Origin of the sequence: Janthinobacterium sp. SUN118 (assembly GCF_030397695.1) — a bacterium.
Classification (GTDB): Bacteria; Pseudomonadota; Gammaproteobacteria; order Burkholderiales; family Burkholderiaceae_D; genus Janthinobacterium.
The window spans coordinates 297059-323067 of sequence record NZ_JAPUBV010000003.1; the positions used below are offsets into that span (position 1 = coordinate 297059).

Genomic DNA, 26009 nt, shown 5'->3' on the forward strand with positions numbered 1-26009 from the left:
GCGTTGGCACAGCCGGTGGCGATGTCCGGTTACGCGCCTTGCGCTAACCCGACCTACAGCCTAACCCGACCGACAGCCGTCCTTAGAACGTCACGCGCATGCCGACCGTGATATTGCGCCCCGTCAAAGGCGCCGCGTTCTTGATGAACGAGGTGTGGCTGTACGCCAGTTCGTTCGTCAGGTTGTTGGCCTTGATGTAGAACTGGGCCGGCGTGGTGCCGATGCGCGTGTCGTAGTTGGCCGAGAGGTTCAGCATGTTGTAGCCCGGCGTTTCCGTTTCGAACGCCGCCACTTTATCCTGCTTGCCCACGCGGTAGAACTCGGCCACACCGCTCCACGCCTGCCAGTTGGCGTCGAATTTCACGCCAAAACGCTGGGCCGGGATGCGCGGCAGGTTGCCGCCGTCGTTGGCCAGCTTGGCCCGCACATAGTCGCCGAACACGCTGGCGCCGAACATGGGGTTGAGCTGCTGGCGGATCTGTCCTTCGACGCCCGTAAACGTGGCGTCGCGCTGGGCGTACTGGATCAGCTGGAAGCCTTCGTGGCTGTCCAGCGTGGAGCCGAAGATGTAGTTGTCGACCTTGTTGCGGTAGGCGCTGGCCGAGAACGTCGTGGCGCCCGCATATTTGCGCAAGGTCAAGTCGATATTGTTCGACGTTTCCTTGCCCAGGTTTTCCTTGCCCAGCTCATACGTGGCCGTGGCCATGTGCACGCCATGTGCATACAGCTCTTCGGCGCTGGGCAGGCGGTGCGTGCGCGAAATGGTCGAACCGAGCGAATACTGGGGCGCGAATTTCCACACGGCGCCCAGCGACACGGACGTGCCCTTGGCGCTGCGGTCTTGCAGGGTGGGGCTGTCGACCGTGATGTCTTGCCATTCGTGGCGCAGGCCCGCCTCGAAGCGCCATTGGTCGAGCTTGTATTCCTCGACCAGGAAGGCCGCGTGTTTCTTGGTCACCGTCGGCGCCACGTACGCTTCCTCGCCCAGGGCCGAGAAGTCGCGCTTCGACGTTTGCAGGCCGACCACGCCGCGCCAGCCGAAGAGGGGATGGTGTTCCATTTCCAGGCGCGCGTCGTGGCCCTTGTTTTTAAAGGTGGTGGCGATTTCCGTGCCTTCGATTTCGTCGTGCTTGTAATCGGTGAACGCGGCGCGCAGGCGCAGCTTGGCGAAGCCGGGCACGGGGTCGCGCAATTCGCCGCGCACATCCCAGCGCTCGCTCTTCAGCTTCACGTACGGCACGCTGCCGTGTTCGTGGTCATGGTCGTGCTCCTCTTCATCGCCGTGGTCGTGGCCTTCATGGCCGCCGCAGTGCAGATGCGTGCCGTGCGGGTGGCAGCTCTCGAATTCATGGTTGTGGCCAGGCAAGCCGTATTCCGCGTGCTGGCTGGTGAAGGCCAGGCCCAGGAAGCCGCGCGCTCCCACCCACGACACGCCCACGCTGCCCGTGTCCGTCTCGTTGTAGCTGCCGGCCACTTTCGAGCCGCCTTGCCAGCCGCTGCCGACCTTGTATTCCTTGGCGTCGCGCTTGACGCCTTCCGCGTGGAAGGCGATGTTGCCGGAGCCGCCAGTCACTTCAAAGGCGCCGGCCTTTTCGCGCGCGGCCGAGTTGGCGCGCACTTCCGCGCTGCCTTCGAAACCCTTGGCCGGCACGCGCGTGGGGATTTTCTTGTCGATCACGTTGACGACGCCGCCCACGGCGCCGCCGCCATACGCGAGTGCGGACGGGCCGCGCAGCACTTCGATCTGTTCCGACAGCATCGGCTCGGCCGCGACAGCATGGTCGGGACTGATGGTCGAGGCATCCTGCACTTCGGCGCCGTCGGACAGCACCTTGACGCGCGGGCCATCCATGCCGCGGATGATGGGGCGGCTGGCGCCGGCGCCGAAATGGCTGGACGTGATGCCGGGCTGGCCGGCCAGGGTTTCGCCCAGGGTCGCTTCGCGGGCGCGCACCAGTTCCTCGCCTTCGAGCACGGTGACGGGCGTGCTCATGTCGTCGCTGCCCAGCGCCAGGGCGCTGGCCGAGACGGTGACGGCGGGCAAGGTGGCTGCCTGCTGCGCCCATGCGCTGGCGGGCGCGGCAAAGGCCAGCATGAGGGCGATGGCGAGCGGGGTCGGTCGGGCGTGGGAAGCGTGCAGTGGTGCGGACATGGGCGAGAATTCCTTTATCGGCTATCGGTGTTGGCAGGGTTTGGGCAGGTCATTGCCGGATGGGGTGACTGCCTGAAGATGATAATGATAACCCATTATCATTATTGTGTGACAGTTTTTCCGGGCGGTGGAAAAAGGCGGATGGTGTATTCTGTCGGCTATGGAACGCACAACACGCCAAAAAACCGCCATTCAAGCCGCCATCGAGTCGGCCCAGCGCCCGCTGTCGGCGCAGGAAATCCTCGAACAGGCCAGCCTGCAGGTGACGCAGCTGGGCATCGCCACCGTTTACCGTAATTTGAAATCGCTGGTGCTGGAAGAAAAAGTGCATGTGGTGACCTTGCCGGGCGAAAACCCGCGCTACGAATCGAACACGGCCGCCAATCACCACCACCACCATTTTCAGTGCACCACATGCCAGCGCGTGTTCGACGTGCATGATTGCCCGGGCGACTTGAAGCGCATGGCGCCGCAAGGCTTTGTCGTCGAGCGCCACGAACTGACCCTGTACGGCCGCTGCGCCGATTGCAATGCGGCCGCCGGCGTCGCGGGCTCCGCCGCGGCCGGGGCCGGGGCTGCCGGCACCGCGCACGCCTGCGCAAGCCAGCACGACCCGGCCTGAGCGGGCAGGCTGCCGATGTTGGCACGGGCGCAACAATGCCCTTGCCAGCCGTCATTGCCGCCCCCCCATATCACGTATAATCTCCCCTTTAAAGCTGCCGCCACTCTTTGCCAAAAAAACATGAAATCATCTGAAATCCGCGACAAGTTCCTCAAATTTTTCGAGTCCAAGGGCCATTCCATCGTCCGTTCCAGCTCCCTGGTGCCAGGCAACGATCCGACCTTGCTGTTGACGAACAGCGGCATGGTGCAATTCAAGGATGTGTTTACGGGCACGGACAGCCGCCCGTACACGCGCGCCACGTCCGTGCAGCGCTGCGTGCGCGCCGGCGGCAAGCACAACGACCTGGAAAACGTCGGCTACACGGCGCGCCATCACACTTTCTTTGAAATGCTGGGCAACTTCAGCTTCGGCGACTATTTCAAGCGCGACGCGATTCAGTACGCGTGGGAACTGCTGACCAAGGTGTATGGCTTGCCGGCTGAAAAGCTGACGGTCACCGTGTACATCGAAGATGACGAAGCGTACGACATCTGGGCGAAAGAAATCGGCGTGCCTACCGAGCGCATCATCCGCATCGGCGACAACAAGGGTTCGCGCTACGCGTCGGACAATTTCTGGCAGATGGCGGACACGGGGCCGTGCGGTCCGTGCACTGAAATCTTTTACGACCACGGCGCCGACATTCCTGGCGGCCCGCCGGGCTCGCCTGACGAAGACGGCGACCGTTTCATTGAAATCTGGAACCTGGTGTTCATGCAGTTCAACCGCGACGAAGCGGGCGTCATGCACAAGCTGCCGAAGCCGTGCGTCGACACGGGCATGGGCATGGAGCGCCTGGCCGCCGTGCTGCAGCACGTGCATTCGAACTACGAGATCGACCTGTTCCAGCACCTGATCAAGGCTGCCGCGCGCGAAACGGGCGCCACCGACCTGGAAAACAAGTCGCTGCGCGTGATCGCCGACCACATCCGCGCCGCCGCCTTCATGATCGTCGACGGCATCATTCCGGGCAGCGAAGGCCGCGCCTATGTCCTGCGCCGCATCATCCGCCGCGCCTTGCGCCATGGCCACAAGCTGGGCCAGACGAAACCGTTCTTCTACAAGCTGGTGGCCGACCTGGCCATCGAGATGGGCGGCGCCTATCCGGAGCTGGAAGAAGCGAAGGACAACGTCGCCAACATGCTGAAGGCCGAGGAAGAGCGTTTCGGCGAAACCCTGGAAACGGGCATGAAAGTGCTGGAAGCGCAGCTGGCCAAGGATGCCACGGGCATCGACGGCGCCACCGCCTTCACGCTGTACGAAACCTACGGCTTCCCGCCAGACTTGACGGCCGACATCTGCCGCGAACGCGGCATCACGTTCGACCAGGCCGGCTACGACGCGGCCCTGAAGGAAAGCCAGGAGCTGTCGCGCAAGGGCGGCAAGACGCACAAGGACAGCAAGGTCGAGTACACGGGCGAGAAAAATACCTTCGTCGGCTACGATCAATTGACGTTCAGCAGCAAGGTCGTGGCGCTGTACGCGGCCGGCACGCAGGTAGCTGAACTGAAGGCCGGTGAAGCGGGCATCGTCGTGCTCGACACCACGCCGTTCTACGCGGAATCGGGCGGCCAGGTGGGCGACCAGGGCGTGATCGCCTCGGGCGCCGGCCGCTTTGCCGTCAGCGACACCTTGAAAATCCAGGCCGACGTGTTTGGCCATCACGGCGTGCTCGAGTCGGGCGTGCTGAAGGTGGGCGACGCCGTCTCGGCCGAAGTCGACACGGCCAAGCGCGCGCGCACCATCCGCAACCACTCGGCCACGCACTTGATGCACAAGGCCTTGCGCGAAGTGCTGGGCAGCCACGTGGCGCAAAAGGGCTCGCTCGTCGATCCGGACAAGACCCGTTTCGACTTCAGCCACAATGCGCCGATGACGGCGGAACAGATCGCCGCCGTGGAAACCATCGTCAACAAGGAGATCCTGGAAAACCGCGCCACGCAGGCGCACCTGATGTCGTTTGACGATGCCGTCAAGCATGGCGCGATGGCCCTGTTCGGCGAGAAATACGGCGACGAAGTGCGCGTGCTCGACATCGGCAGCTCGAAAGAGCTGTGCGGCGGCGTCCACGTGCAGCGCACGGGCGACATCGGCCTGTTCAAGATCATCGGCGAAAGCGGCGTGGCCGCGGGCATCCGCCGCGTCGAGGCAGTGACTGGCGAGGGCGCGCTGGCGCTGGTGCAAACCATCAACCGCCGCCTGGCCGAAGCGGCCAATGCGCTGAAGGCGCAGCCGGAAGAGCTGACGGCCCGCATCGTCCAGGTGCAGGACCACGTGAAGGCGCTGGAGAAGGAGCTGGCCGCGCTGAAATCGAAGCTGGCGTCGGGCCAGGGCGATGAGCTGGTCACGCAAGCCGTCGACGTCAACGGCATCAAGGTGCTCGCGGCCGTGCTGGACGGCGCCGACGTGGCCCGTTTGCGCGAGACCATGGACAAGCTGAAGGACAAGCTGAAGACGGCCGCCATCGTGCTGGCCAGCGTCGCGGATGGCAAGGTCAGCCTGATCGCCGGCGTGACGGCGGACGCGACTTCTAGGGTCAAGGCGGGCGAGCTGGTGAACTTCGTTGCACAGCAAGTGGGCGGAAAAGGCGGCGGACGCCCCGATATGGCGCAGGCCGGCGGCACGGATCCGAGCGGCCTGACGCAGGCCCTGGCCGGCGTGCCGGCCTGGGTCGGCGAACGCGCGAAATAAAGCGTAAGCTAGCAGGCATGCGGGGTTTTCGCCCCACAGCCTCTTGAAAACGGCCCGCAGACGGTGTGTGCGGGCCGTTATTTATTTTTGAATCCCGTTGTGACCCCACAACAGCCGATGAACTATTTTGGTGCAGCGCGTCAATGCCCCTGATTTAGAGTAGTATGTCGAAAATCAGTACAACAAAAATGGTGGGATATTGATGATGAGCGACACACTACTTGATACCGAGATTATGGAATTTCACAAAGAACTCGATGCGCGGGGCTTGAACTGCCCCTTGCCGATTCTGAAGGCGAAGAAGGCTTTGTCAGAGCTGCAAAGTGGCGAAGTGCTGCGCATCATGGCAACCGATCCCGGTTCCGTGCGCGACTTCCAGGCCTTTGCCAAGCAAACGGGCAATGCCCTGCTGTCGCATGTGCAGACGGGCACCGAGTTCGTCTTCCTGATGCAACGCAAATAATTCTGTCAGCCGGGGCCGCCGTGGCGCGGCCTGGCTTTCTCCTTGCCGTGCCGTTTTTGCGTCACTTTCTGGCCCTTTTGCTGCCCTGCAGCGTAGCGGCCGAGCCCCCTGAAATCATCAAAGCTGGACAGTTTAGATGGATTGCTCTAACAAAAAATCGCACGATCGTGCTTAAATTCGGTTCAAGATTCAAATTTCTCTTATAATCGAACGCACAATCAGCACTTGATCCGTCATTTTTATAATTTCCCAAAGGCATAGCTATGAAAGTCTTGGTACCCGTCAAACGCGTGGTCGACTACAACGTCAAAGTCCGCGTCAAGAGTGACGGCACTGGCGTCGATACCGCCAACGTCAAAATGTCGATGAACCCTTTCGATGAGATCGCACTGGAAGAAGCGATGCGCCTGAAGGAAGCCGGCAAGGTCACTGAAGTGGTCGCCATCTCCTGCGGCGTGACGCAATGCCAGGAAACCCTGCGCACGGCCATGGCCATCGGCGCCGACCGCGGCATCCTGGTGGAAACGACGACCGAACTGGAACCGCTGGCCGTGGCCAAGCTGGTGAAATCCCTGGCCGAGAAAGAGCAGCCGCAACTGATCATCCTGGGCAAGCAAGCGATCGATGACGACAGCAACCAGACCGGCCAGATGCTGGCAGCCCTGCTGGGTTGGCCACAAGCCACGTTCGCCTCGAAAGTCGTGCTGGAAGACGGCAAGGTCACCGTCACGCGCGAAGTCGACGGCGGCCTGGAAACCCTGGCATTGACCTTGCCAGCGATCATCACCACCGATTTGCGTTTGAACGAGCCACGCTATGTGACCTTGCCGAACATCATGAAGGCGAAGAAAAAGCCGCTCGAGACCGTCAAGCCGGAAGACCTGGGCGTCGATGTCGCGCCACGCCTGAAAACCTTGAAAGTCGTCGAGCCAGCCAAGCGCTCGGCCGGCATCAAGGTACCGGACGTGGCCACCCTGGTCGCCAAGCTGCGTACCGAAGCCAAAGTCATCTAAGCGCGGCCCCGCCGTTTATCCAGAACAATTACAGGACACATCATGGTCGCATTAGTTATTGCTGAACACGACAACGCTACCTTAAAGGGTAGCACCCACCACACCGTGACCGCGGCTGCCCAGTGCGGCGGCGACGTGCACGTGCTGGTCGCAGGCTCGAACGCGGCTGCCGCCGCCGCTGCCGCCGCGCAAATCGCCGGCGTGACGAAAGTCATCGTGGCCGACGCGCCATACTTCGCCGACGGCCTGGCCGAAAACGTGGCCGAGCAAGTGCTGGCCATCGCCGGCAACTACAGCCACATCCTGGCCCCGGCCACCGCCTACGGCAAGAACATCCTGCCGCGCGTTGCCGCCAAGCTGGACGTGGCGCAAATCTCGGAAATCACCAAGGTCGACTCGCCCGACACCTTCGAGCGCCCGATCTACGCCGGTAACGCCATTGCCACCGTGCAATCTGGCGACAAGGTCAAGGTCATCACCGTGCGCACCACCGGTTTCGATGCGGCTGCCGCCACCGGCGGTTCGGCTGCCACCGAAACCATCGCCGCCGTCGCCGACAACGGCAAGTCGGCCTTCGTGGGCCGCGAACTGGCCAAGTCCGACCGCCCTGAGCTGACCGCCGCGAAAATCATCGTGTCCGGCGGCCGTGGCATGGGTTCGGCGGAAAACTTCCACATCCTGGAACCGCTGGCCGACAAGCTGGGCGCCGCCATGGGCGCCTCGCGCGCCGCCGTCGACGCCGGCTTCGTGCCGAACGACTGGCAAGTGGGCCAGACGGGCAAGATCGTCGCGCCATCGCTGTACATCGCCGTCGGTATCTCGGGCGCGATCCAGCATCTGGCCGGCATGAAGGATTCGAAGACCATCGTTGCCATCAACAAGGATCCGGAAGCGCCGATCTTTGCCGTGGCCGACTACGGCATCGTCGGCGATCTGTTCGAGATCGTGCCGCAACTGGTGAAAGAACTGGGTTAATTTAAACCCGATCCGGTTTTGTATATTACGAAGCCACGCCGGCCCGCCCCACACGGCGAGCCGCGCGTGGCTTTTTTCTTGGAGAGAAGAAGATGAGCTATCAAGCCCCGCTGAAAGACATGTTGTTCGTCATGAACGAACTGGCCGGCCTGGCCGAAATCCACACCTTGCCCGGCTGCGAGGACGCCACGCCCGACACGGCCGAAGCCGTGCTGGAAGAGAACGCCAAGTTCTGCGGCGGCGTGGTGGCCCCCTTGAACGGTCCCAGCGACAAGGAACCGAGCTTCTGGCACGATGGCCAGGTGACGACGTCGAAAGGCTTCAAGGAGGCGTTCAAGGCGTATGGCGAAGCGGGCTGGCAGGGCGTGCAGCATCCGACCGAGTTCGGCGGCCAGGGCTTGCCCAAGCTGCTGGCGACGCCCTGCATCGAAATGCTCAACTCGGCCAGCATCTCGTTTGCCCTGGTGGCCCTGCTGTCGGATGGCGCCATCGAAGCGCTGTTGACGGCCGGCAGCGATGAACAGAAGGCCACGTACCTGGAAAACCTGGTGTCGGGCAAGTGGACGGGCACCATGAACCTGACGGAGCCGCAAGCGGGGTCCGACCTGGCCGCCGTGCGCACGCGCGCCGTGCCGCAGGGCGACGGCACGTATAAAGTCTTCGGCACGAAGATTTTCATCACCTATGGCGAGCATGACATGGCGGAAAACATCGTCCACCTGGTGCTGGCCCGCACGCCGGACGCGCCGCCGGGCGTGAAAGGCATTTCCCTGTTCATCGTGCCGAAATTCCTCGTCAACGCGGACGGCAGCCTGGGCGCGCGCAACGACGCCCACTGCGTCTCCATCGAACACAAGCTGGGCATCAAGGCCAGCCCGACGGCGGTATTGCAGTTCGGCGACCATGGCGGCGCCATCGGCACCCTGGTGGGCGAGGAAAACCGCGGTCTCGAATACATGTTCATCATGATGAACGCGGCCCGCTTCGGCGTCGGCCTGCAAGGCATCGGCCTGGCCGAGCGCGCCTACCAGCAGGCGGTGGCGTTCGCCAAGGACCGCGTGCAGTCGCGCGACCTGGCCGGGTCTCCCGGTCCGGTGTCCATCATCCACCACCCGGACGTGCGCCGCATGCTGATGTCGATGCGTTCGCAGACGGAGGCGGCGCGCGCGCTGGCCTACGTGGGCGCGGCCATCAGCGACGTGGCGCACCACCATCCGGACGCGGAAGTGCGCGCGGAAAGCCTGGCCACGTATGAGTACCTGGTGCCCGTGATCAAGGGCTGGTCGACGGAAATGTCGCAGGATGTCACGCGCGACGGCGTGCAGGTGCATGGCGGCATGGGTTTCATTGAGGAAACAGGCGCCGCCCAGCATTACCGCGACGCCAAGATTTTGACCATCTACGAAGGCACGACGGCCATCCAGGCCAACGACCTCGTGGGCCGCAAGACGGTGCGTGACGGCGGCGCCGTGGCGAAAGCCATCATCGCCCAGGTGCGCGCCACGGAAGCCCAGCTGGGCGAACTCTCCGGCGCCGACTTCCAGGCCATGCAGCGCCACCTGGCCGAAGGCAGCGCCGCGCTGGAAGCCGTGGTCGAGTATGTGGTGGCGAACATGAAGACGGACATCAAGGCCGTGTTTGCTGGCAGCGTGCCCTACCTGAAGCTGGCCGGCATCGTGCTGGGCGGCTGGCAAATGGCGCGCGCGGCCGTGGCGGCGCAGCAAAAGCTGGGCGAGGGCAGCGGTGATGCCTCGTTCTACAACGCAAAAATCGCCACGGCGCGCTTCTTCGCCGACCACATCCTGTCGCAAGCGCCAGGCTTGCGCGCCACCATCATCGACGGCAGCGCCGGCGTGATGGCGTTGTCGGAAGAGCAGTTTTAAGTTGAAGCAAGGCCGGCGCAAGCTGGCTGCATGTTAAAAAAGCGCTGGAGAGTGATCTCCAGCGCTTTTTTTATTTCTATCAAGAATGCCTGGGCTAGCGTTCAGGGCAAGGCGCCTTGTCGCCGGCAGCACGCTAGTGCCACAATGCAATGCAACGCCGCCATGGACGCTGTGCCTGCGTTCTTAGCGGCGGGCGATGCCGTTGCCGGAATTGCGTACCAGGTCGCCGGCAGCCAGGCCAGGGTCCTGGTCGAACGCGAAGTCGGCCTTGGCGCCCGTTTCATATTGCACGGTGACGGTCCACACCTTGCTGTTTTTCATGTGGCCCTCGACTTGCTTGCCCGCGAAAGCGCCGCCGGCGGCGCCGGCCAGGGTAGCGAGGTCCTTGCCGCGTCCGCCGCCGACCTGGCGACCCAGCAGGGCGCCGGCCACGCCGCCGCCGATCATGCCCAGGGCGCCGCCTTCGCCGGCTTTTTCACTGACGTTGACCGCCAGCACCTTGCCGCAATCGGCGCAGATTTGCTGCTGGGCTGGCTTGCTGTTCTGGCCCGCATACGAATTGCCGGCCTTTTGCGCCGCCTTGGCGTTGATGATGGCCTGGTCGTATTCGCTCTTGGCGTCGCGCAGGCATTGCATGCGGGCTTTCGAATTGGTTTCTTCTGCACACAATTTCTTGTCGTCCGCATAGCGCGTGTTGGCTTGCTTCGTGTCGTAGGCGTATTGCGCCTTGGGCGACAGGTTCTGTGCGAAGGCGGAAGTGCTGAACAGGGCCGTGATGGCCACTGCGAGGATGAAAGGGCGACGAATCATGATCTTCTCCAGTTGGGTGTTGAATGTGCCAGTAATGCCGGCATTGTGAATGCAGTATAGAGGAAAATCATGATTGCTTACCAACACTTACATGTGCGTGTGGCGCCAGCGATTTGATGTAATTTCCATATGGAAATTAACCGTAGGCGCCGCCTGTGTACAGCAAGTCGAACAGGCGCGCCATGGTGGCGATCAGCACGCCCGCGCCTAGCATCAAGGTAGCGACCAGCACGACGGCCAGCGGCCAGCCCGTGTCCGACTGGCGTCCGGAAGCGGTATTGTAGCGCGCGTCCCACTTGTCGTCCGGCATCAAGCCCAGCACCAGCGCTTCCAGGAAGCCGGCCAGTGCGGACAGGGTCAGGGGCAATATCTGGTAAAACCAGTCCGCGTCGGGAAAGAGCTGGCGCAGCAGCAAGGTGGCGGGCAGGGCGGCCAGGTGCAGCCAGCCCCAGGCATCCTTCGTGCCGTGCAGATAGAAGCGGTGCGCGCCGAGGCTGCCCAGCAGGAAGGCCAGCAGCGAGGTAAATGCCTTGTTCTTGTGCGAATGTTGCAAAATGGTCGTGGTGGTCATGGGGCTCCAGAGTTGCTCATCGATAAAGATGTTCAGTATTGCGCATTGTCGGGCGCAGCGGTAGCACTTTCGTCTGTCCTTGCGTGACGATCGCGCCTGATTTTCAGGCTTGGCCGTGGCATTGCCGGCACGATAGGTGCACGCGCCTATTGCGTCTTCGGCGCTGACTGGTCATAATGTTTGATTAGCCCAAATTACACGCCCGTCATCATAACGCTTGCTGCCTGGCGGTAAAGCGCGCTATAATTTGCGGCTTTTTCCGCCTCAGCACACTTTTTGGAAATATTATGGTCGTTATTCGTTTAGCTCGTGGAGGCGCCAAGAAGCGCCCGTTCTTCAACATCGTCGCTACTGATTCGCGCAATCGCCGCGATGGTCGCTTCATTGAGCGTATCGGTTTTTACAACCCGATGGCGCAAGGTGGCGAAGTTCCACTGCGTATCACCGCAGACCGTCTGGCCTACTGGCAAGGCGTTGGCGCACAATTGTCGCCAACCGTTGCTCGCCTGGTAGCTAGCAACAACAAAGCAGCAGCTTAATTAGATCACTGGTTTGACGGTCAAGACTGCATCCGGGGTGAAAGTCCCCGATGACCTGGTACAGGTAGGCTATGTCTCCGGTGCCTATGGCATTGCTGGCGGGGTCAGGATCACTCCTTTCTCCGACGACGCGGATGCATTATTAAGCGTCAAAACCTGGTGGTTTGATAAACCGACCTTGCATGATGTTCAAGTCAGGCAAGCGAAGTTACACGGCGGCGACGTCGTGGCCCAGCTGGTGGGTGTGGTCGGGCGGGATGCCGCAGAAGCGCTGAAGGGCGTCTCTGTGCAAATTCCGCGTAGCCATTTCCCGACGCTGTCGGCCGATGAATTTTATTGGTCCGATCTGATCGGACTGACAGTTGAGAATTTGCAAGGCGAGTGCCTCGGCACAGTGCACGACATGATGAGCAATGGTCCGCAATCGATCTTGCGCGTCACGCCGGTCGCCACTGCCGATGAGACCGTTGAAAAGGCGCCTGAGCGCCTGATCCCGTTTGTTGGCCAGTTTGTCATTAACGTTGACAAGGCCGCCAAGAAGATCACGGTCGACTGGGGCCTCGATTATTAAACCGCCTGCGCTTAATTTTGCGCTGGGCAATATTTGCGGGATGGCGAGCGATGCAATTTGATGTCGTGACCCTGTTCCCGGAAATGTTTGCCGCGCTGACGCAGTCGGGTGTGACCCGGCGTGCCTTCGAACAGAATAAATGTGGCTTGTCCTTGTGGAATCCCCGTGATTTCACGAGCGACAATCACCGTACCGTGGATGACCGCCCCTATGGCGGCGGCCCCGGCATGGTGATGATGGCCCGTCCGCTCGAAGCGACAATTACGGCCGCGAAGCAGCGCCAGCTTGACCTCGGTCTGGCCGCGCCGCGCGTGGTGTTCATGTCGCCGCAAGGCCGTCCGCTGACGCACGAGCGCGTCACGCAGCTGAAAGCCGAGCCTGGTCTCGTGATCCTGTGTGGCCGCTATGAAGCCGTGGACCAGCGTTTGCTGGACCGTTGCGTCGACGAGGAAATCAGCGTTGGCGACTTCGTCCTGTCGGGCGGTGAATTGCCTGCCATGGCGCTGATGGATGCGGTGATCCGCCTGTTGCCGGGTGTCTTGAACACCGAGGCATCGGCCATCGAGGACAGCTTCGTCAATGGCTTGCTCGATTCGCCGCACTACACGCGGCCGGAAACATATGAAGGCATGGCCGTGCCGCCCGTCCTGATGGGTGGCAATCATGCCGAAATAGGCAAGTGGCGCCGCCAGCGCATGCTGGAAGCGACCGCGAAAAAGCGTCCTGATCTGTTGACCAGTGCGCGCGCCGCCGGCTTGCTCAGCAAGGCCGATGAAAAATTCTTGGCCAGCCTGTAAGCTTTCCCTGGAAGGCTTGCAGGGTGGTTGTAGTGCCGGGCATGTTGCCCATATGTAATACCCATCCTCTACCGGGCGGATACTTGCTATCCACAGTGCGCCGGCATGATGGTTTTCGGAGTTATAAAAATGGACTTGATTCAACAATTAGAGCAGGAAGAAATTGCTCGTCTGGGTAAAACCATTCCTGAATTCGCACCAGGCGATACCGTTATCGTCAGCGTCAACGTAGTCGAAGGTACGCGCAAGCGCGCCCAGGCTTACGAAGGCGTCGTTATCTCGCGTCGTAACCGTGGCCTGAACTCGAACTTCATCGTTCGTAAGATCTCGTCCGGCGAAGGCGTTGAGCGTACGTTCCAACTGTACTCGCCGCTGATCGCTTCGATCGAAGTGAAACGCCGTGGTGATGTTCGCCGCGCCAAGCTGTACTATCTGCGTGAGCGTTCGGGTAAATCGGCGCGTATCAAAGAAAAATTGCCAAATCGCCGCGTTGTGGCGAAAGCAAGCGCGTAATATCAGCGTCTGCGTTGGGAAAAGGGGTGCCTCACGGTGCCCCTTTTTTTATGGCGATACCTGGCTTAAGCTGCTGCGCGTCGGCATAGGTAGCCTGCATGCTCACCGTACCAGAGTATGGTTGCGCGTTTCGGCCACCTCGTCCTTCCGCTCGCGACGTTTTTGCCAGGTGATTTTAATCATGAGGGAGGGGCAATGGCCACTATCGCATTTGATCCCAAGCAACTTGCCATCGATTCGATCGCGGGCGAGGCGGCGCTGGACGCCGCGCGCCTGACGCCGGACTGGCTGCGCCGGCGCCTGCGCGAACAGCCTGACTGGCAGCCCGAGATCACCCAGGATTTCCTGTCCGCCCGCGCCGAACCGGTGCCGGCCGCCGTGCTGATCCCCCTCGTGCAACGCCCGCAGGGCCTGACCATCCTCCTGACCATGCGCACCGACCACCTGAGCAGCCATGCGGGGCAGGTCAGCTTCCCTGGCGGGCGCAGCGAACCGTACGACGCTACGCCCATCGCCACGGCGCTGCGCGAAACGGAGGAAGAGGTGGGCCTGTCGCGCCAGCATATCGAAGTGCTGGGCCGCCTGCCCGACTACCTGACGGGCACCGGTTACCGGGTCACGCCCGTGGTGGGCCTCGTCACGCCGCCATTTACCTTGCAGGCCGACCCGTCGGAAGTGGCGGAAATCTTCGAAGTGCCGCTGGCCTTCCTCATGGATGGCGTGAATCACCAGCGCCTGTCGGTGGAACTGCCGGGCGGACGCCGTTCGTTTTATGCCATGCCGTATGAGCGCTTTTACATTTGGGGCGCCACGGCTGGCATGCTGCGCAACCTGTTTCACCTCTTGCGCGCGTAAAATGGCGCCCCGCACGTAATAAGTTTGATTCCAGCACTGCACTGCGCTATCGTAGCGGGCATTGCGGTATTGCTGAAAAAGACAAAAAGGACGTTTGATGACATTTCTCTCCATACTTTGCGCATTACTGATCGAGCAGCTCAAACCTTTGCGCGCGGACAATCCGATCTACGCCGAGATCAAGAGCCTGGCGATGCGCATGGAGACCTGGTTCAATGCCGGCCACGCCAGCCATGGCCGCATGGGCTGGTTCCTCATGATCGGCGCGCTGATGGTGCCGACGGCAGGCATCTACTGGATCTTGCTGTATTACAAACTGACCCTGGTGGCCTTCGCCTGGAATATCCTCATCGTCTACCTGACCCTGGGCTTCCGCCACTACAGCCATTACTTCACCTCGATCCAGCTGGCCCTGAGCGCCGGCGACGAAGCATCCGCGCGCACCTTGCTGGCCGAGTGGACCAAGCTTGACACGGTGGGCATGGAGGCGAGCGAGATCGCCCGCATCGCCGTGGAAAAAGCCCTGATCACCACGCATCGCAATGTATTTGGCGTCTTCTTCTGGTTCCTCATGCCGCTGGGACCGGCCTGCGCCGTGATGTACCGCGTGGCCGAATACCTGGCGCGCGCCTGGAACGAGCCCGAGCACATGCGCAATGAGGCATTCGGTCAGTTCGCCGCCCGCGCCTTCTACTGGATCGACTGGATACCCGTGCGCCTGACGGCCGTGGCCTTTGCCGTGGTCGGCAATTTTGAAGACGCCATCTATGCCTGGCGCAATTTCGCCCAGCGCTGGCAGGATGAGGCGATCGGCATCATCCTGACGGCCGGCGGCGGCGCCATGGGCGTGCGCCTGGGCACGCCGGCGGAAACGGCGGCCCGCGTGGTCGTCACGCCGGACATGGCCGTCGATGACAGCGACAGCGAAAGCGATATCCTGCCCGGCGAGGAGCCTGGCGCGCGCGCGTTGCAGAGCACGGTGGGCCTCGTATGGCGCGCCTTGCTGCTGTGGATGCTGCTGTTGCTGCTGCTGTCGGGAGCTGTCTGGCTCGGCTGATGCCGGCAGCTGCTCAGGCGCACAGCGCCTGTCCATGCGCCTTGCGCGCGGAACACGGGTAAAATAGGGGGCTGGCGCGGTATCCGCGGCGGCCCCTGTTTGCATCGGCACGGCAGATCGAGGTAGAACCCAAGTCTTCTATAAGATATAATACTGGCTTACCGCAGCAAACGCAGTGCAGTGATACAACTGAACTACCAGCCCGGCTTACCCGCCGGGGCCATTCACGCAATCCAGTCCCGACAAGCCACATGGCCGAGTTATCTCAAAACGAACTCTCTGACGAGTTCTTCATCCTTGGTCTCACCAGCAATGGCAAGCAATTCCGACCCAGCGATTGGGCCGAGCGCCTTTGCGGAGTGATGTCCTGTTTCAATCCCGAAGGCGGCGGGCGCAACGCGCACCTCCAGTATTCGCCCTACGTGCGCCCGACCGTGGTCAACGGCGTCAAGTCCGTCGTCGTCAACACCAAGCTGCGCGAAATCGAGCCGATGGCGTTTCACTTCGTGCGCGAGTTTGCCAAGGATAACGACCTGCAGATCGTCGAGGCGTGTTTTCTGCCTCCGCCTGAAGAGAAGTAATCCCTGTTCCATTGATCTGCCTCAAGCCCGCCACGGCGGGCTGGCGTAACGTTGACGCTCTGAAAACAAGGGAGCGGCGACATGCGTATCGGCGAAATCTGCACCCTGCACGCCATCCATTGCCAGCGTGACACGAGCGTGCAGCAAGCGGCGCTGATGATGCGCCAGCATCACGTGGGCGACCTGGTGGTGGCCGAGCAGCCGAACGGCGAGCGCGTCCCCGTCGGCATCCTCACCGACCGCGACATCGTCATTTCCGTCATCGCCCTGGGCCTCGACCCTGCCAGCCTGCTGGTGGGCGACATCATGAGCGCACAGCTGCTCACGGCCAGCGAAGACGAAGACGCCTATGACATCATCGAGCGCATGCGCGCCAACGGCATCCGCCGCCTGCCCGTGGTCAGCAGCCTGGGCGGCCTCTGCGGCATCGTCAGCATCGACGACTTGCTGGCCTTCCTGGCCCAGGAGATGGCGGAGCTGGCGCGCGTCAGCAGCGGCCAGCTGGCGCACGAAAAGCTGGCGCGCAAATAGCTGCGGCGGCAGGCGGATATTGCGCAATGCCGATCAAATCCCCCTCGCCTGAAAATGCTACAGTCGCTGCTCGTTCAACGGGAAGCGTTCATGAGCTATCTGGCCAAGGCACTCTGGTATATCGAATCGCATTATGCGGACAATATCTCGCTCGATGACATCGCGCAGGTGGGCGGCGCCTCGCGCTGCCACCTGACGCGCGCGTTCGGCCTGGCCACGGGCCACTCCGTGATGCGCTATGTGCGCGCGCGCCGTCTCAGCGAGGCGGCGCGCGCGCTGGCTCTGGGCGCGCAGGATATCCTCGCCGTCGCGCTCGAAGCCGGCTACGGTTCCCACGAAGCCTTTACCCGCGCCTTTCGCGAACAATTCGATGTCACGCCAGAAATGGTGCGGGCGCAGCGCCATGTCGACAACCTGGCGCTGGTGGCGGCCATCAGGATGGATAAAACGCTGAGCGTGGCGCTGGAAGCGCCCCGTTTCGAACATGCCCCGGCCCTGCTGCTGGCGGGCCTGGTCGAACGCTATCGGGCGGAAACCAGTGCCGGCATCCCCGCCTTGTGGCAGCGCTTCCTGCCCCATGTGGCGCCGGCATCGGTGGTGTATGGCGTGTGCTGCAACAATGACGATGCGGGCAATTTCGATTATCTGTGCGCCAGCGAGGTGGCCGACTTTTCCAGCGTGCCTGACGGCTGGACGCGGCTGCGCATCGCGCCCCGGCGTTACGCCGTCTTTCGCCACCGCGGCCATATTTCCACGATACGCGCCACCTGGCATACGCTGTGGAACGCGTGGCTGCCGCAGTCGGGCCTGGAAGCGGCCGACGCGCCCGATTTCGAACGCTACGGCCCGCAGTTCGATCCCGCCAGCGGCGTTGGCGGCGTGGAAATCTGGCTTCCCTTGAAGGAATGATCATGTTACCTGGTTTGTCTGAGCCGGCCCTGTTCGCCGGCAGTTCCCCGCTGCGCCGGCGCCTGCTGCAACTGGCTGCCGCCCTGGGGGCCGGCCTGCCCCTGTACTGGGTGCTGGGGCCGCAGCCGGCGGGCTGGCTGGCGTGGCTGGCGCCGCTGCCCGTGCTGCTGCTGGCCCTGCGCTCGGCGCGCCGCGATGCCGCCTGGATGACCTTGCTTGCCGCCGTGGTGGGCCTGTCATCCAACGTCGCCTATTTCCGCCTGCTCATGCCCCTGCCGGCCGTGCTGGCCGTGATCGCCGCCAAGGCATTGCTGTGGCTGCTGGTGGTGCTGGCCACGCGGCGCCTCGTGCTGCGCTACCGGACGGGCTGGACGGTGCTGGCTTACCCGCTGCTGTGGGTGGCCATCGATACCCTGATGGCGGCCTTGCTGCAGGATGGCAACTGGGGCAGCCTCGCGTACTCGCAGGCCGATTATGTGCCCGTGCTGCAGGTAGCCGCGCTGGCGGGCGTGCCGGGCCTGTTGTTCTTGCTGTGCCTGCTGCCCTCCGCGCTGGCACTGCTGCTGGCCGGCGGCCGCGCGTATGCACCGGCTGCGGCGGCCAGCCTGCTGCTGGCGGTGACGGCATTGGCTGCTGGCGCGTGGCGCGTGCAGGATGCGCGGGCGCCGGACGGGCCGCTGGCGGGGCTGGTCGCCATCGATGATTTTATTGGCCCGGCAACGCCGCCGGCGCAGGCGCTAGCCGTATGGGACCAGTATGCGCGCCACGTGGCGCAGCTGGCCGGGCAGGGCGCCCGGCTGGTGCTGTTGCCGGAAAAGATAGCCGTGCTGGCGCCGGCGCAGGCCGCTGCGGTGCAGCAGCGCTTCCAGGCGCTGGCGCGCAGCACGGGCGTGTGGCTTACCCTGGGTGTCGGCGTGCAAGACGCTGCCGGCCGGCGCAACCTGGCCTGGCTGTTCGCGCCCGATGGCGGCGCCCCCGTCAGTTACCAGAAACATCATCTGGCGCCGCCCGAGCGCGACTTCCTGGCCGGCAACGCTTATGCCGTGCTGCCGGTGGCGGGGCGGGCCATGGGCCTGGCCATCTGCAAGGACATGCATTTTGCTGCTCTGGGCCAGGCATACGGCGCGGCCGGGGCCGGCGTGATGCTGGTGCCGGCCTGGGATTTCCAGCGCGACGCCTGGATGGGGGCGCGCATGACCGTGGTGCGTGGCGTGGAGAATGGCTATGCCGTGCTGCGCGCGGCGCGCGAAGGTTTGCTGACGGTCAGCGATGCGCATGGCCGCGTACTGGCGGAACGGGCCAGCAGCGCCATGCCGGGCACCACCTTGCTGGCGCCGTTGCCGGCGAGCGTGTCGGTCGCGCCCTGGGCCGGCTGGCTGGGGCCGCTTTTCGGCTGGCTCTGCGTGGCGCTGGGCCTGCCCCTGCTGTTCATGGGGCGGCAGCGTCCGGGCCGCGATGCTGCACCGCACAGCGCCGGCGGGCAGGCGGCGCCCGTATCCCGTTGAATGGCCGGCGCCAGGGCAGGTAAAGCCTGCCCGTTTCATATTATCTTCTATTGCGCCAGATAATCAGCGCATATTATTTCACCAGCATGGTGCATATATAGCCGCGTTGCGCGATTATATATTGCACTGCAATAAGTGGTTTCAGCTGGTATTGCCAAAATCGTGCATCCGGTATTAATTGGTACTTAATTCGGCCACGAAGTCATACATATCGCCGCGGAAGTAGGAGCGGCAAAATTCCACGGCGCGGCCATCGCGCAAAAAGCCCAGCCTTTCCACCGACAGGCCCGCATCGCCTTCCTCCGCCTGCAGCAGGCTGGCCTGCTCGCCCGTCAGCAACAGCGCGCTCAGGCGCTGCAACGCGCGCACGGGCCGGTTGCCCGCCTGTTCCAGCGCGTCATACATGGAAATGTCGACGGCGTCGAGGCCCGGCAGGCAGCTGGCCACGATGGTGGCGTACTCGAGGCACATCGGCACCTCGTCCGCATAGCGGATGCGGTGGAAGCGGTAGACGGGCGCGCCCGGCGACAGCCGCAGGCGCAAGGCTTCTTCCGGCGTCACCGTCCCTTCCGAGCGCTTGAGCCAGACGCTGCGCGGCGTGCGCCCGCGGGCGCGCATGTCCTCGGAAAACGAGGTCAGCTTGGCGAAGTTCTTTTCGATGCGCGTATTGATGAAATTGCCCGAACCGGGGCGGCGCACCAGCAATCCCTCATTCACGAGGCCATCGATGGCCTTGCGCACGGTGATGCGCGAGACGGCCAGGTCGCTGGCCAGCTGGCGTTCGGCCGGCAGCGCTTCGTCGGGGCCGAGTATGCGCTTGTCGATCGCTTCGCGCAGCGCGCGCTGCAATTGCTGGTACAGGGGCAGGCTACTCGTCTGCCCCAGGCCTTGCATGATGTGAGCCAGGGTTGTCATTCGCTGAGGGTCTCCGTTACGGCGCGTTGCAGACGCGCTCTGTATCTGTTTTGTGTCGCTGGATAATACCAAAAAAGACCGTTGTAAAACCAATTTGAATTATCAAGCCAGCAATTTCGAATGGCTCGCCGCTGGTATTTAAGCGCGCCATACGGGCTACGGAATGATTATGGAGAAGTGGTCTGTGTGATTCAAACAACGTTATAAAAAAAAAGTTGCAACTGGTAGTGTTCTGGTATTGGTTAGTAGTATATTGGCGTTGAATTGGTTTTGTAAGTGGTTGTACCGAAGGGTCTGCAGCATGCCGGCGAGAGTGGGCGGGCTGGAAAGAAGACCTACGTTAAAAATGAAAAGGTTCCAATCCTGGAGCCTAAATCAAGGGGGAGTACATGAAACGCAATTTGACACCTGCAGCTGCCGTCGTGAAGTCCGGATCGCGTAGTCGTACGCCGATCGCCGCGGCCGTTGCCGTGATGGTCGCTGGCCTGGCTTTTTCGGCGCAGGCGCAAGAAGCACCGGCCGAGGACGTGGCTACCGTCACGGTGACGGGCGTGCGCGCATCGCTGGAAAAGTCGCTGAAGCAAAAACGCAATGCCGATTCCGTGGTGGAAGTGGTGACCGCCGAAGATATCGGCAAGATGCCAGACCGTAACGTGGCTGACGCGATCCAGCGCCTGCCAGGTGTGAATACCCAATCGTCGGCCGGTGGTGAAGGCGGCTTCGGCGAGAACGACCGCGTCAGCTTGCGCGGCACCAGCCCGAGCTTCCAGCAAACCCTGTTCAATGGCCATGCCATCAGCACCGGCGACTGGTTCGTGCTGAACCAATTCGGCGGCAACGTCGGCCGCAGCAGCAGCTTCTCCTTGCTGCCATCGGAACTGGTGAGCTCCGTTGTCGTGCACAAGAGTGCCACGGCCGACCTGCCTGAAGGCGGCGTCTCGGGCGTGATCGACGTGATCACCCGCCGTCCGCTGGAATTCAAGAACAAGATCACGGCCGAAGGTTCGATCCAGGGTTTCTACAACGATCTGGCCGGCAAGACCGACCCGCAGTTCTCCGGTCTGGTCAACTGGAAAAACGATGCGAATACCCTGGGCATCATGGTGCAGGGTTTCTCGCAAAAATCGACCGTGCGCCGCGATGGCCAGGAGATCCTCGGCTACACGCCGATCTCCGCTACCAGCAATGCGGCCAAGGCCCATCCTGAACTGGCCGGCGTGAAAGTGCCGACCTTTATCGGCGCCAGCCTGTTCGAGCAAAAGAAAACCCGCGAAGGCGGCGCATTCGACATCGAATTCAAGCCCAGCAAGGACCTGACCCTGGATGTGAACGGCTTCTATTCGCAACTGAAGGCCCCGCATCAAAACACCAACTGGCTGGCAGCGCCTGCCAACTCGGTTAACAGCACGGACGACAAGGGTGTGTCGACCGGCCAGGTGCCGACCAACTACACGGTCAAGAATGGCACGCTGACGGGCGCCACTTTCGCCAAAAACGCGGGCGAAGTCGACAACATCTACCGTCCTGATGCCGGCGGCGAATCGTATTACCTCGATTTCAACTTCAAATACCGCGCCACCAAGGACCTGACCCTGACCGGCAAGCTGGGCAAGACCCATGGCGTGGGCTATGACCGCGACGATGTCTACTACCAGAACAATGTCGATGGCGGCATGGTGTATCAATTGAACGGCATGAGCCCGGCCAACGTTTCCTATCCGGGCGGCACCACCACCAAGCCAGGCTCGACGGCATGGGCCGGCGGCGGCGAATCGCGTTCCGTCGACCAGGAAAAATATGCCCAGATCGATGCGGAGCTGCGCCTGTCGTCCGGCATCTGGGATTCCGTCAAGTTCGGTGGCCGTTTGACCGATCACAAGCGCGATGCCGAGCATCCGTTTGAAACCCGTCCAGGCGACCTGGGGTTCAGCAACCCTGGCCCGGTATGGAATGGCACGATGTATCCTAGCGATTTCGCCAAGGATCTCGGCGGCAACCTGTCGAGCAACTACTTCAAGTACAACGGCTCGGCGCTGGGCGCCTGGGGCGCGGCGCCTGGCAACCGCCTGTTTGACTACGTGCGTCGCCATAACTGGACTGACGAATTCAAACTGAAGGAAAAAACCTCGGCAATCTATGCCATGGCCAACCTGACGGGCGACAACTGGAGCGGTAACTTCGGCCTGCGCGCCGTCCACACCAAACAGTCGACGCTGGTCAACCAGGCCGGCGGCCCGATCACCGGTTCCGATTGGGGCGCGTACTCGCAGCGTTTGTACGAGCGCAGCTACAACGACTACCTGCCTAGCGCCAACATCAAGTTCGATGTGCGCAATGACCTGGTCGTCCGCGGCGCCATTGCCCGCACCATCGCTCGTCCTGACTACAGCGCGCTCGGTGGTTCCGTATCGCTGAACGACGATGCACTCAGCGGCAGCGGCGGTAACGTCAACCTGAACCCGGTGAAGTCGGATAACGCCGAAGTCAGCGCCGAATGGTATTTCGCACCGAAGTCGGCCTTCTCGGTGGGCCTGTTCTACATGGACCTGAAATCGGTCGTGTCGAACGGTACCGTCAACGCTACCTACTTCAACAGCAAGCGCAATGCCAATGCCGTGTACCAGATCACGTCGCCATTCAATACCAGCGGCAAGAACAAAGGCGCGGAATTCAGCTACCAGCAACCGCTGTTCGGCGACTTCGGCATCCTGGCCAATTACACCTATGCCGACGGCAAGCTGGACAACGGTGATGAGCTGGTCAATGCATCGCGCAGCACGTATAACCTGACGGCCTTCTATGAAGCCAATGCCCTCAGCGCGCGCCTGGCCTACAACTACCGTTCGGCCTACAAGGCGGGCGTGGACCGTGGCGCCAGCCAGCACGTTGCCGGCGCCGGCGGCCTGGCCGGTTCGCTCAACTACAAGATCAACGAACACTTCACGATCACGTTCGATGCGCTTAACTTGACGAACACGACCATCAAGATGTACGCGGAAAACAAGGATCAGCCACGCGCTTTCTATAGCAACGGCCGTACCTTCTACCTGGGCCTGCGCGCCAAGCTGTAATCAAGACGATCGGGCCTGGCGCACGCGCGCCGGGTCCGGTCTTCCTCGGTCTTTCAAGGCAAGTCCCTGCATCAGGGGGCTTGCCTTTTTTTTTCGGCGCCCTTGGGCGTTCTTCCCGGTTCTTTGTCCCCGCAAGTCGTTTGCCGTCTGTACTCATCTAAAAACCGTCCCGCCCCTATGGCGGGCATATGCATAATCGAGGAGTCTATGAACAGTCGTTTGCATCCCGTATTACACCCGATCGCCGCTGCCGTCGCTTTGTTGTCGGTCAATGTCGCCGCCCAGGCGCAGCAAGCCGCACCGCCGGCAGCCATGCAGGAAGTGGTGGTCACCGGCATCCGCGCCTCGCTCGAGCAGTCGCTGAGCCAGAAGCGCAACAGCGATTCCGTGATCGACGTCGTCAGCGCGGAAGACATCGGCAAGTTGCCGGACAAGAATGTGGCAGACGCCGTGCAGCGCGTGCCGGGCGTGAATATTTCCTCGTCGGCAGGCGGCGAGGGCGGTTTTTCGGAAAACGACCGCGTCAGCATCCGAGGCACCAGTCCCAGCCTGACGCAAACCCTGATCAATGGCCATGCCGTCGGCACTGGCGACTGGTTCGTCACCGACCAGGTGGGCACCGTGGGGCGCAGCGTCAGCTTCGCCTTGCTGCCCTCGGAAATCGTCAGCCGGGTCACCGTGCAAAAGAGTTCGCAGGCGGACCTGGTGGAGGGCGGCGTGGCCGGCTCCATCAATATCGAGACGCGCAAGCCCCTCAGTTTCAAGAACCCGTTCACGGCCGAGCTGGCCGTGCAGGCGATCTACGCCGACTTGCCGGGCAAGACCGATCCGCAAATGAATGCCTTGTTCAACTGGAAGAATGAGGCCAAGACCATGGGCGTGCTGTTTCAGGTGTTTTCCGAAAAACGCCATGAGCGCCGCGATGGCCAAGAATTTTTCGGCTATGGCGCCATCGACGCCAACAGCCCGGCCGCGCAGAAATATCCGCAACTGGCCGGCGTGCTGGCGCCGCTGGGCATCAATTCGGCCCTGTTCGAGCAGGTGCGCAAGCGCCAGGGCGGCAGTATCGACCTGCAATTCAAGCCGACTCCGGATTTGATGCTCGACGTCAACGGCTTCTATTCCAAGCTGGACGCGGCCAATTACAACCGCAGCTTTTATAACCAGCCGGGCGCCAACCTGAACGCCGTCGACAATGACGGCAAGCATGTTGGCGTGATTCCCAGCATGTTTACGGTGAAGAACAATACCCTGGTGGCGGCCGACTTTCCCGCTTCGCAATTTCCTGCCGCCAACGCCACCACGCCCTACAACGGGCAATTGTACCCGGCGCTGGTCGACCAGATCTACCGGCCCGGCTCGAACTCGTCGACCGCGTATGTCGACTTCAACGGCAGTTACCGCGCCAGCGAGCGCCTGCGTATCACGGGCAGCCTCGGTTATACGCGCGGCATCGGCGAGACGCCCGTCGACCTCGGCTACGAGGCGGGCTTGACGGGCGTGGGCGTGTCGTACCAGCTGAATGGCCTGTCGCCGGCCAAGCTGAACTTTCCTGGCCTCGATATCTCCAAATTTTCCAATGTGGTGACGGCGTCGGCCTGGGGCTCCCACGTGGAAACCCTGGATACGGAAAAATACGGCCAGGCCGACGGCGAGCTGAGCATGGATTACGGCGTGCTGGAATCGCTGAAGTTCGGCGCCCGCTACGCGGAACACCACCGCAATGTGTCCTGGCCGGAAAACCGCAGCTGCGCCGTGTGCGATGGCACGACGAATGCGCCCTTGCCGAAGTGGAATGGCGGCACTTACCCGGGCGACTATGGCAAGGGGCTTGGTGGCAATGCACAGGGCCGCTACTGGCAGCTCGATCCGGCCGACCTGGTGGCCTGGGCGAATAAATACGACAATTCGGGCGGCCCGAATTCACGCAACTGGCCCGCCGAGCTGGACGTGAAGGAAAAGGATAGCGCGGCCTATATCATGGCCAATCTGGCGGGCAACAAGTGGCGCGGCAATGTGGGCGTGCGCGTCGTGCGTACCCAGCAGACGACGGTGACGAACGTGCCAGGCGGCGAGAACCCGATCGGCCAGGAGAATATCTTCGGCACCTACACGCCGACCATCGTCAAGCACAGCTATACGGACGTGCTGCCTAGCGCCAACTTCAAGTTTGACCTGAGCAAGGACCTGGTGGCCCGCGCGGCCGTGGCGAAAACCATGGCGCGCGCCGATTACAGCGCGCTGGTCGGCGCCGTCAACCTGAATGACCAATTGCTGACAGGCACGGGCGGCAACCCGGACTTGAAACCGATCCGCTCGACCAACTACGACGCCACCCTGGAATGGTATTTCGCTCCGAAGGCCATGCTGTCCGTCGGCGCCTTTTACATGGACATGAAATCGTACGTGACGTTTGGTACGGCGCCCGTGACCTACTACAATAATACCTTCAAGAAATTCAACACCTATGTGATCCAGTCGCCGACGAATATCGGCGCGAAGAACAAGGGTGTGGAACTCAGCTACCAGCAAGGCCTGTGGGGCGGTTTCGGCGTGGTGGGCAATTACACCTACACGGATGGCAAGGCCGACGATGGCGCCGCCGTGGTCGGCAGTTCGCGCGGCACCTACAACCTGGAAGGCTATTACGAAGACGAGCGCCTGAGCGCGCGCCTGGCGTACACCTACCGTTCCAGCTTCCTGGCCGGCCTGTTCAGCAGCTCGCCCCAGTACGTGCACGGCGTGGGCAACCTGGCCGCGTCGATCAACTACAAGATCAACGAGCGCTATTCGCTGACCTTCGACGTGCTGAACCTGAATAATCCGGTGCTCAAGTACTATGGCGCCAACCAGGACCAGCCGACGGCCCTGTACTCGAACGGCCGTCAATATTATTTTGGCTTGCGCGCCAAGCTGTAGTTGATAACGCCTGACGAAACCTGC

Annotated in this window: 22 protein-coding genes; 18 read left to right on the forward strand and 4 right to left on the reverse strand. The window is 62.3% G+C overall.

Annotated elements, in window-relative coordinates; all coding sequences use genetic code 11:
- Positions 1 to 82: 82 nt before the first annotated feature.
- Positions 83 to 2152 carry a TonB-dependent receptor gene (locus O0880_RS20415; RefSeq protein ID WP_289888445.1) on the reverse strand — a complete coding sequence of 690 codons (2070 nt, stop codon included), beginning with the start codon at positions 2150 to 2152 and terminating at the stop codon, positions 83 to 85.
- A gap of 160 nt (positions 2153 to 2312) precedes the next feature.
- Between O0880_RS20415 and O0880_RS20420 the strand changes: the two genes are divergently transcribed.
- From O0880_RS20420 to O0880_RS20445, 6 genes are all read left to right on the forward strand, one after another.
- The gene (locus tag O0880_RS20420; protein WP_289888446.1) at positions 2313 to 2774 is read left to right on the forward strand and encodes a transcriptional repressor; all 462 of its coding nucleotides are present in this window, start codon (positions 2313 to 2315) and stop codon (positions 2772 to 2774) included.
- Between the two features lie 120 nt (positions 2775 to 2894).
- The gene (alaS, locus tag O0880_RS20425) at positions 2895 to 5507 is read left to right on the forward strand and encodes an alanine--tRNA ligase (RefSeq protein ID WP_289888447.1); all 2613 of its coding nucleotides are present in this window, start codon (positions 2895 to 2897) and stop codon (positions 5505 to 5507) included.
- Between the two features lie 235 nt (positions 5508 to 5742).
- Positions 5743 to 5970 (forward strand): sulfurtransferase TusA family protein, encoded by a 228-nt coding sequence (locus tag O0880_RS20430; protein ID WP_010395510.1) that lies wholly within the window; start codon positions 5743 to 5745, stop codon positions 5968 to 5970.
- A 263-nt stretch (positions 5971 to 6233) separates the two neighbouring features.
- Positions 6234 to 6983 carry an electron transfer flavoprotein subunit beta/FixA family protein gene (locus tag O0880_RS20435; protein ID WP_034759884.1) on the forward strand — a complete coding sequence of 250 codons (750 nt, stop codon included), beginning with the start codon at positions 6234 to 6236 and terminating at the stop codon, positions 6981 to 6983.
- A gap of 42 nt (positions 6984 to 7025) precedes the next feature.
- Positions 7026 to 7958 (forward strand): FAD-binding protein, encoded by a 933-nt coding sequence (locus tag O0880_RS20440; protein WP_071324998.1) that lies wholly within the window; start codon positions 7026 to 7028, stop codon positions 7956 to 7958.
- A 92-nt stretch (positions 7959 to 8050) separates the two neighbouring features.
- The gene (locus O0880_RS20445; protein ID WP_289888454.1) at positions 8051 to 9841 is read left to right on the forward strand and encodes an acyl-CoA dehydrogenase; all 1791 of its coding nucleotides are present in this window, start codon (positions 8051 to 8053) and stop codon (positions 9839 to 9841) included.
- Between the two features lie 183 nt (positions 9842 to 10024).
- Here O0880_RS20445 and O0880_RS20450 read toward each other — a convergent pair whose 3' ends face one another.
- The gene (locus O0880_RS20450; protein WP_071324996.1) at positions 10025 to 10651 is read right to left on the reverse strand and encodes a glycine zipper 2TM domain-containing protein; all 627 of its coding nucleotides are present in this window, start codon (positions 10649 to 10651) and stop codon (positions 10025 to 10027) included.
- A gap of 136 nt (positions 10652 to 10787) precedes the next feature.
- Positions 10788 to 11222 carry a TM2 domain-containing protein gene (locus O0880_RS20455; protein WP_289888455.1) on the reverse strand — a complete coding sequence of 145 codons (435 nt, stop codon included), beginning with the start codon at positions 11220 to 11222 and terminating at the stop codon, positions 10788 to 10790.
- A 287-nt stretch (positions 11223 to 11509) separates the two neighbouring features.
- On the opposite strand from O0880_RS20455, the gene rpsP reads away from it, so the two are divergent.
- The 10 genes from rpsP to O0880_RS20505 all read left to right on the forward strand — a co-directional run bounded on the left by rpsP (position 11510) and on the right by O0880_RS20505 (position 19080).
- Complete coding sequence (gene rpsP / locus O0880_RS20460) at positions 11510 to 11761, forward strand: 30S ribosomal protein S16 (RefSeq protein ID WP_010395524.1); 252 nt, start codon at positions 11510 to 11512, stop codon at positions 11759 to 11761.
- A 13-nt stretch (positions 11762 to 11774) separates the two neighbouring features.
- On the forward strand, positions 11775 to 12332 hold the full coding sequence (gene rimM, locus O0880_RS20465; RefSeq protein ID WP_071324994.1) for a ribosome maturation factor RimM: 558 nt from the start codon (positions 11775 to 11777) through the stop codon (positions 12330 to 12332).
- Between the two features lie 50 nt (positions 12333 to 12382).
- Positions 12383 to 13129, forward strand: coding sequence for a tRNA (guanosine(37)-N1)-methyltransferase TrmD (gene trmD / locus O0880_RS20470; protein ID WP_289888456.1), 747 nt, complete (start codon positions 12383 to 12385; stop codon positions 13127 to 13129).
- A gap of 129 nt (positions 13130 to 13258) precedes the next feature.
- Positions 13259 to 13642: a 50S ribosomal protein L19 gene (rplS, locus tag O0880_RS20475; RefSeq protein ID WP_010395528.1), complete on the forward strand. Its 384-nt coding sequence runs from the start codon at positions 13259 to 13261 to the stop codon at positions 13640 to 13642.
- A 195-nt stretch (positions 13643 to 13837) separates the two neighbouring features.
- Positions 13838 to 14497, forward strand: a complete 660-nt coding sequence (locus O0880_RS20480; RefSeq protein WP_289888459.1) for a CoA pyrophosphatase — start codon at positions 13838 to 13840, stop codon at positions 14495 to 14497.
- A gap of 97 nt (positions 14498 to 14594) precedes the next feature.
- Positions 14595 to 15554 carry a CobD/CbiB family protein gene (locus tag O0880_RS20485; RefSeq protein ID WP_071324991.1) on the forward strand — a complete coding sequence of 320 codons (960 nt, stop codon included), beginning with the start codon at positions 14595 to 14597 and terminating at the stop codon, positions 15552 to 15554.
- 251 nt (positions 15555 to 15805) lie between these two features.
- Positions 15806 to 16135: a DUF3579 domain-containing protein gene (locus O0880_RS20490; RefSeq protein WP_071324990.1), complete on the forward strand. Its 330-nt coding sequence runs from the start codon at positions 15806 to 15808 to the stop codon at positions 16133 to 16135.
- An 81-nt stretch (positions 16136 to 16216) separates the two neighbouring features.
- Complete coding sequence (locus O0880_RS20495; RefSeq protein ID WP_289888460.1) at positions 16217 to 16666, forward strand: CBS domain-containing protein; 450 nt, start codon at positions 16217 to 16219, stop codon at positions 16664 to 16666.
- 90 nt (positions 16667 to 16756) lie between these two features.
- Positions 16757 to 17575, forward strand: coding sequence for an AraC family transcriptional regulator (locus O0880_RS20500; RefSeq protein ID WP_289888461.1), 819 nt, complete (start codon positions 16757 to 16759; stop codon positions 17573 to 17575).
- Positions 17576 to 17577: 2 nt separating this feature from the next.
- The gene (locus O0880_RS20505) at positions 17578 to 19080 is read left to right on the forward strand and encodes a nitrilase-related carbon-nitrogen hydrolase (protein ID WP_289888462.1); all 1503 of its coding nucleotides are present in this window, start codon (positions 17578 to 17580) and stop codon (positions 19078 to 19080) included.
- Between the two features lie 174 nt (positions 19081 to 19254).
- Here the strand turns inward: O0880_RS20505 and O0880_RS20510 are convergent, their stop codons facing one another.
- Positions 19255 to 19995 (reverse strand): GntR family transcriptional regulator, encoded by a 741-nt coding sequence (locus O0880_RS20510; protein WP_289888464.1) that lies wholly within the window; start codon positions 19993 to 19995, stop codon positions 19255 to 19257.
- 389 nt (positions 19996 to 20384) lie between these two features.
- On the opposite strand from O0880_RS20510, the gene O0880_RS20515 reads away from it, so the two are divergent.
- Positions 20385 to 23066, forward strand: coding sequence for a TonB-dependent receptor (locus O0880_RS20515; protein ID WP_289888465.1), 2682 nt, complete (start codon positions 20385 to 20387; stop codon positions 23064 to 23066).
- Positions 23067 to 23273: 207 nt separating this feature from the next.
- Positions 23274 to 25985, forward strand: a complete 2712-nt coding sequence (locus O0880_RS20520; RefSeq protein ID WP_289888467.1) for a TonB-dependent receptor — start codon at positions 23274 to 23276, stop codon at positions 25983 to 25985.
- Positions 25986 to 26009 lie beyond the last annotated feature (24 nt).

What these genes read in the sequence shown, in the direction of transcription:
- rplS (WP_010395528.1), top strand. Translation starts at nt 13,259, where the DNA reads ATGGACTTGATTCAACAATTAGAGCAGGAAGAAATTGCTCGTCTGGGT.
- O0880_RS20415 (WP_289888445.1), bottom strand. Translation starts at nt 2,152, where the DNA reads ATGTCCGCACCACTGCACGCTTCCCACGCCCGACCGACCCCGCTCGCC.
- O0880_RS20520 (WP_289888467.1), top strand. Translation starts at nt 23,274, where the DNA reads ATGAACAGTCGTTTGCATCCCGTATTACACCCGATCGCCGCTGCCGTC.
- O0880_RS20440 (WP_071324998.1), top strand. Translation starts at nt 7,026, where the DNA reads ATGGTCGCATTAGTTATTGCTGAACACGACAACGCTACCTTAAAGGGT.
- O0880_RS20505 (WP_289888462.1), top strand. Translation starts at nt 17,578, where the DNA reads ATGTTACCTGGTTTGTCTGAGCCGGCCCTGTTCGCCGGCAGTTCCCCG.
- O0880_RS20515 (WP_289888465.1), top strand. Translation starts at nt 20,385, where the DNA reads ATGAAACGCAATTTGACACCTGCAGCTGCCGTCGTGAAGTCCGGATCG.
- O0880_RS20450 (WP_071324996.1), bottom strand. Translation starts at nt 10,651, where the DNA reads ATGATTCGTCGCCCTTTCATCCTCGCAGTGGCCATCACGGCCCTGTTC.
- O0880_RS20495 (WP_289888460.1), top strand. Translation starts at nt 16,217, where the DNA reads ATGCGTATCGGCGAAATCTGCACCCTGCACGCCATCCATTGCCAGCGT.
- O0880_RS20420 (WP_289888446.1), top strand. Translation starts at nt 2,313, where the DNA reads ATGGAACGCACAACACGCCAAAAAACCGCCATTCAAGCCGCCATCGAG.
- alaS (WP_289888447.1), top strand. Translation starts at nt 2,895, where the DNA reads ATGAAATCATCTGAAATCCGCGACAAGTTCCTCAAATTTTTCGAGTCC.
- O0880_RS20445 (WP_289888454.1), top strand. Translation starts at nt 8,051, where the DNA reads ATGAGCTATCAAGCCCCGCTGAAAGACATGTTGTTCGTCATGAACGAA.
- O0880_RS20490 (WP_071324990.1), top strand. Translation starts at nt 15,806, where the DNA reads ATGGCCGAGTTATCTCAAAACGAACTCTCTGACGAGTTCTTCATCCTT.
- O0880_RS20510 (WP_289888464.1), bottom strand. Translation starts at nt 19,995, where the DNA reads ATGACAACCCTGGCTCACATCATGCAAGGCCTGGGGCAGACGAGTAGC.
- trmD (WP_289888456.1), top strand. Translation starts at nt 12,383, where the DNA reads ATGCAATTTGATGTCGTGACCCTGTTCCCGGAAATGTTTGCCGCGCTG.
- O0880_RS20455 (WP_289888455.1), bottom strand. Translation starts at nt 11,222, where the DNA reads ATGACCACCACGACCATTTTGCAACATTCGCACAAGAACAAGGCATTT.
- O0880_RS20485 (WP_071324991.1), top strand. Translation starts at nt 14,595, where the DNA reads ATGACATTTCTCTCCATACTTTGCGCATTACTGATCGAGCAGCTCAAA.
- O0880_RS20480 (WP_289888459.1), top strand. Translation starts at nt 13,838, where the DNA reads ATGGCCACTATCGCATTTGATCCCAAGCAACTTGCCATCGATTCGATC.
- O0880_RS20435 (WP_034759884.1), top strand. Translation starts at nt 6,234, where the DNA reads ATGAAAGTCTTGGTACCCGTCAAACGCGTGGTCGACTACAACGTCAAA.
- O0880_RS20500 (WP_289888461.1), top strand. Translation starts at nt 16,757, where the DNA reads ATGAGCTATCTGGCCAAGGCACTCTGGTATATCGAATCGCATTATGCG.
- rpsP (WP_010395524.1), top strand. Translation starts at nt 11,510, where the DNA reads ATGGTCGTTATTCGTTTAGCTCGTGGAGGCGCCAAGAAGCGCCCGTTC.
- O0880_RS20430 (WP_010395510.1), top strand. Translation starts at nt 5,743, where the DNA reads ATGGAATTTCACAAAGAACTCGATGCGCGGGGCTTGAACTGCCCCTTG.